Below are 5,247 nucleotides of genomic sequence, written 5' to 3' on the forward strand. Positions count from 1 at the left end.
GACGTCGATGTATCCCGCACCCTCCGTCTCCAGGTCGCGAATCGAGGTAAACCCGTGCTCCAGGCACATCTCCGACGCCGCCACCGCCCGGATCGCCCGGTACGGCGCCGACTGCTTCAGCAGTTGCTCGTCGTAATCGACGATGATGTCCCCCTGCAGCACGATGTGCGTGTGCGTATCGATCAGCCCCGGCAGGCAGGTCGCATTCGACAGATCAATCGCTTCGGGTGCCCCACCCTGACCGGTTTTGGAAGGGTGGGAATTGTCCAGGGACTCGACGCTCTCGATTTTGTTCCCGCGCACCACTACCTGTACACCGCGCCGAACGTCACGGGTCTTGCCATCGATCAGCGACCCACACTGAATCACTGTGACCTTCTCAACCGGTTTGCCAGGCGCGCTCGCTGTCTGCGCCGCCGCCCCTACTGCCATCATGAATGCCACGCCTATCACTGCGAACCGCCTCATCATCGCTCTCCCTCTGTGCTCTCTCTGGTGATGGTTTTACGATCACCAGATCACCCGATCTCCAGATGACCAGATTGCCTTCTGCCCCTCTGCGTTCTCTGCGCTTTCCCGCCGCGCCTTTGTGAAACCTTCGTGTCCTTCGCGTGAACGGTTCTCCATCGACAATCTTTCCTGCCGTTGCTCAAAAGGCGGGGAATTGTACATCGCCAGGAAGTGCTCCATTAGAATTACGCGACGCTGTAACGGCACACCGCGTCGATACTCCTTAACGTTTTGACCATCCCGATCATGAAGGCGGATCCAATTCTCGTCTCGCGCAATACCGGAAGCACGCCGAAACCTGCGCCTCCCCTGTCACGATGGGCGGTAGGCCTGGTTGCCCTTTTCGCATTCACTGGTTGCTGGTTGCAGTTCTTTATTCTTCCCTTTGCGCCGGTTGTGCCTTGGGGAGACGAAGCCCTGTTCCTGCTCGACGGGGTGAAGATCGCTGCGGGACAGGTCCCTTACCGTGACTTCGCTCAGATCGTGACGCCCGGCACCGACTATGTCTATGCCACATTGGTCCTGCTCTTTGGTTCGCGCGCATGGCTTCCCGGGGTGACGATGGCGTGTCTTGCGGCGGCGATTGCGGTCGCCATGACGATCGTTGCGCGCCGCATGCTCGCTGGATGGCTGGCAGCCGTGCCGGCGCTTTTGTTCATCGGTGTGGTCGTGCCGCGGGCGGCCTATCCCACGCACCACTGGTTCAGCACGCTGGCCGTGATGGCGGCTGCCCTGCTGCTGATCGACCAGCCTTCAACTTCGCGGCGGATCGCAGGCGCGGGTGTTCTGTGTGGCGTGGCCGGCCTCTTCACCCAGACTCGGTTCCTCTTCGGCCTCGCCGCGTTTGTTGTTCTTTTCCTTTGGGAGGGACGCGCCGGAAGTCGCCTTGACCGTCAGTTCTGGCGCAAGGCAACTCTCTTCGCCTCCTCCGCTGCGCTGATCATGACGGCAGGCTGCGCATACTTTCTCGGGTCAGCCGGCCCGGCGAGACTTTGGTTCAGCCTGGTGACGTTTCCTCTGCGGTACTACACGGTCGAGTCTTTCAACAACTGGCGCGTTCTGATCATTACCGCCCACTTGCACATGGGCGCCGTAAGTTGGCTCATGCTCTTGTTCCTCTATGCAACCGTACCGCTCTCCTACGTCTTCTTCTTGATGTATCGGCGCCGGGCGCAGCTTCGGCCATCGACGGATCGAGCACTGATGCTGATGACGATCGCAGGGGGCGTAATGTTCCTGTCGATCGCAAGCGCCCCCTCATGGCTGAGAATGTCGGCCGCCAGCCCGCCCGCGTTGGTTTTGCTGGTCGTACTCTTGGCCGAAATCAGGCATCTCAGGCTCGTGCTCGGGGCAGGGATCGCGTCCGCGGCAATCCTGCTGATTGCGCTGCCGGTAGCAAGGCAGATGCGATGGCACCAGGTCTTCGATACCCCGGCGGGCCGCATTGCCATTGTGGATCCTAAGTGGGCAGAAGAATTCGACTGGTCTACTCACCACATCTCTCCCGGAGCCCCATTTTTTGGCACCCCGACTGTCGGCTACGCATTTCACATGGCCCATCCGGCGCAACTCAGCTTCGTGCTTCCCAGCGATTACACGCGCCCGGAACAGGTGGACGCGATGCTCCAGGCGTTCGCGACAGCGCAGCCGCCAGTAATGATTATTCCCGGAGCGTACCTCCGCCCGCACGAAGGGCAACATTCCGACCACCTCGGGCCCTTCCGCACGTACTTACAGAACAATTATCAGCGCACGAAGGTATTCGCCTCGAGCGACGAGCTTTGGGAACGAAGGCGTTAGCCTGCGGACTCCAATAGCCCAAGGGGCGGGAGCGCGGCAGCAAGGCCGCCGCGTCCGGACGCCTGGATAATCGAAATTCCTTTGAAATCGCAGGCTCGGACCGTTGGCAAGGTTGTGCGTCAGCGAGAAGCCAGCTCGAAGCTCATCTTCTGGACAGTTTGAGGACAGTGCCTCTGGTTACGGCACCTGCCTGTAACTTTCGTTCAATTGCGCGCTCTTTTGGGGAGACAGTGAACCTGAATCGAGGAGCAGCAACCCTAGTGCCGGTGCCGGGAGGAAAGCAGTGAACGTGCGTTTGTCTAAATCTACCTGTACTACCGTGGTGTTCTTGCTTCTCAGCAGCATTGCTTCCGCCAGTGACACGGGCAACGCTCCGCGCCGCGCCGCTAATTCTCCGACGGCTCCTGCCGTCTATGTTGTGGACCACGGCACGGCGTCGGTGGTGATCCAGCGTGACGGCAAGAGCTACGTGGTGGACCTGGACAGCCAATCGGTGCGGGAAGCGGACTCTGCCCCCACGCTGGATGCCCAGCCGTCGTCTTCCAAGATAACGGCGCAAGACCAGGCAGCGCAGCAGCCGGCGCCAGCCGACACCCAAGTGCCCTACTACATCCCCGGCGACGAGCGCCTGTTTACGTTGCCCAGCGGCCAACGCCTGCAACGACACGGTATGACGGTGTCCTTCACGCATCGCTTCCCCTACTCCTCCACCTTTAAGGGAGGTGCGCGAGGCGCCATCCTGGGCGGCTTGGACGACATCGCAGTAGCGTCGTTTGGTTTTAAGTACGGCATTACCAGCCGCCTGGCGGTGAGCGCTTTCCGTTCCCCCAGCATTATCGGCAGACCAATCGAGCTGATGGCCTCGTACATGATTGCGGAAGAGCGCAGCGGCGCACCATTTGGCGCCATGTTTCGTTTTTCCGTAGATGGGCAAGATGACTTCCGCAGAAATTACACGATGAATTTTGAAGGCATCTTCTCGCGCAGCATCACCTCGCGGGCTGCCTTGTACCTGGTGCCGACGCTGTCCCTGCATAACCGGCCGGTGCTCGGCGAAAGTTCGTCGGTCCGAACGCCTCCCGCGCTTCAGCCGTGCGACCAAGCGCTTGCGAATGACATTCCCGCGTCGATGGATGTAAGGCCGTGCGCGAACACGTTCTCACTCGGTGTTGGCTTGGCAGTGGATATCCGCCCGACCATCGCCCTCATTTTCGAAGCCAACCCGACATTGGCAAATGCGCGTGAGCTCGGCATCCACCGCGCGCCCTTCTCGTTTGCCATACAGAAGAAGATATTCCGCCATGCCTTCACGTTCGGATTCACCACCGCTCCGGGCAGCACCGTAGCCCAACGATCCGGCACTCGTTCGACGTACCTGCGCGTTCCAAACTCCGACAAACCGTCCGGCCTGTTCGTGGGCTTTAACCTGTCGCGGCAGTTGCGCTAGCGCTATTGGGCAGTCGACGCGGAGGGGGTCGCGACTGCCCTCCCAACCTCTAGTTCGTCACGATGTTCGGGTTTCAGCTTGTTCTTGTTACTCTTTACTGATTACCCGCCCCGTTTCCCACAACTTCTCCTCACTTGCACCGCTTTTGAGCAATTGACCCTCGTCTTTACCCCGCCTACATTCATTCCATCCAGCTTTTCAGCCGTTTCGGGATGAGTGGCCCACCTCCCGGGATCCCGCTTGTGGGCCGTTGTGCCCGGTTGAAGTTTTCCACCGGATTTTTTTGCCGCCTCGGCCGGACAGTTTGCACCTAAAAAAGTGCAATTCCCGGGCTGGGCTTCCGTAAGTGATTGTCCGTCAAGCATCAACTTTGATTCCTTGGTAACCCCGGAGGTACGGTAAACGCGATACAATATGTTGTGTTAGGCACTTGACAGACACAATATAGAGGCGTAATTTCACCATCCCAGGGTGATGTAAACGCGAGACGGAATCGGCAACCTGAACCGCCCGTCCCGCAAAAAGTGGGCGCCGGCAGCGCGATAGCTGCCCAATCGGGAACTACCCCCGACGGTCCGGTACTAATCGGTACCTCGCCGCCTGAGCAGTTCTTTTCAAGAACTTGACAACGGGAGACGTGTCTCCCAACCACGCCGCGACCGCCTGCGGCAACGCTTTGCCTCGGGTTGCGGTGACACTCTTCCCGGGGCCGCCCGTCAGCAATGACGGGCAAAGATCGACGGGTGCCCCACCCTGACCGGTTTTGCAAGGGTGGGAACTGACAACTGGCAACTAGCAACTGGCAACTGTTCTGAGGAGATAAGAGAAATGGCCGACGTCACCACCAACGTCACGACCGCCACCACGTCCAGCGCTCCCATCAAGTCCACCCGTAAGGCCCCCGGCCTCTCTTTCCGCCGCTACTTTACCGAGGCGGAAATTTCCCCTTACGACACCGTGGAATGGGAACTGCGCAACGCTCAGATCACCGACGCCGCCGGCGTCGCGATCTTCGAGCAGAAAGACGTCGAAGTCCCCAAGGACTGGTCGATGACCGCCACCAACATCGTGGCCAGCAAGTATCTCCACGGACGCCTCGGCAGCAGCGAGCGCGAGACCGGCGTCCGCCAGCTCATTTCCCGTGTCGCCGAGACCATCCGTGACTGGGGCATTCAGGGCGGCTATTTCAAGTCGGCCGACGATGCCGCCATCTTCCACGACGAGCTCGCCCACATCCTCGTTCACCAGATGGCCGCCTTCAACTCGCCGGTCTGGTTCAACGTCGGCTGCGACCGCATCGAGCCCGATGCCGACGCCGCCAACTGGCACTGGAATCCGCAGACGCAGGCGGTCGAGTTGTCCCGCAGCGGCTACAAGAACCCGCAGTGCTCGGCCTGCTTCATCAACGCCATCCACGACTCCATGGAGTCGATCATGGGCCTGGCCAAGACCGAAGCCATGCTCTTCAAGTGGGGCAGCGGCACCGGCAC

General features: G+C 60.2%; 4 protein-coding genes. 3 read left to right on the forward strand and 1 reads right to left on the reverse strand.

Annotated features, from left to right (window positions below; all coding sequences use genetic code 11):
* On the reverse strand, positions 1–435 hold a 435-nt coding region (locus tag VF515_14555; protein HEX7408853.1), incomplete at its 3' end, for a hypothetical protein.
* Positions 436–741: 306 nt separating this feature from the next.
* Here VF515_14555 and VF515_14560 point away from each other — a divergent pair.
* The 3 genes from VF515_14560 to VF515_14570 form a co-directional block, all read left to right on the forward strand.
* The gene (locus tag VF515_14560; GenBank protein ID HEX7408854.1) at positions 742–2,310 is read left to right on the forward strand and encodes a hypothetical protein; all 1,569 of its coding nucleotides are present in this window, start codon (positions 742–744) and stop codon (positions 2,308–2,310) included.
* 283 nt (positions 2,311–2,593) lie between these two features.
* The gene (locus VF515_14565; protein HEX7408855.1) at positions 2,594–3,757 is read left to right on the forward strand and encodes a DUF5777 family beta-barrel protein; all 1,164 of its coding nucleotides are present in this window, start codon (positions 2,594–2,596) and stop codon (positions 3,755–3,757) included.
* Positions 3,758–4,585: 828 nt separating this feature from the next.
* Positions 4,586–5,247, forward strand: a 662-nt coding sequence (locus VF515_14570; protein ID HEX7408856.1) for a vitamin B12-dependent ribonucleotide reductase, incomplete at its 3' end; no start/stop codon positions are given.

Source organism: Candidatus Binatia bacterium, assembly GCA_036382395.1.
In the GTDB taxonomy this organism is placed as follows: Bacteria; Desulfobacterota; Binatia; order HRBIN30; family HRBIN30; genus JAGDMS01.